1 pseudogene is annotated in these 235 nt (G+C 68.9%); it reads right to left on the bottom strand.

Annotation, left to right across the window (positions count from 1 at the left end):
- Positions 1 to 235, bottom strand: a pseudogene (locus tag KVT34_RS31230) (hypothetical protein); the annotation flags it as partial.

Raw genomic sequence — 235 nt, 5'->3', positions numbered from 1 at the left:
GCCGGCGTCGTTCCGAGTTCGGCGTTGAACAGTCGGGTGAGATGCCGTGGACTCACACCGACGAGGGCAGCCAGCGAATCCGCACTGTGCTCCTGCGCGGGCTGTGCCGAGACGAGGTCGGTGACGGCTCGCAGAGTCGGCGTGCGCGGCGCGCTTACCGTCAGCGGTGCGGAGAACTGGGACTGCCCTCCAGGGCGCTGCATGAACATGACGAGGCTGCGGGCGACGTGACGGG

The organism is Paenibacillus sp. GbtcB18, assembly GCF_019091125.1.
GTDB lineage: Bacteria > Bacillota > Bacilli > Paenibacillales > NBRC-103111 > Paenibacillus_F > Paenibacillus_F chitinolyticus.
The sequence above is the reverse complement of the archived record's forward strand: the minus strand, read 5'-3'. Positions and strand labels throughout refer to the sequence as shown.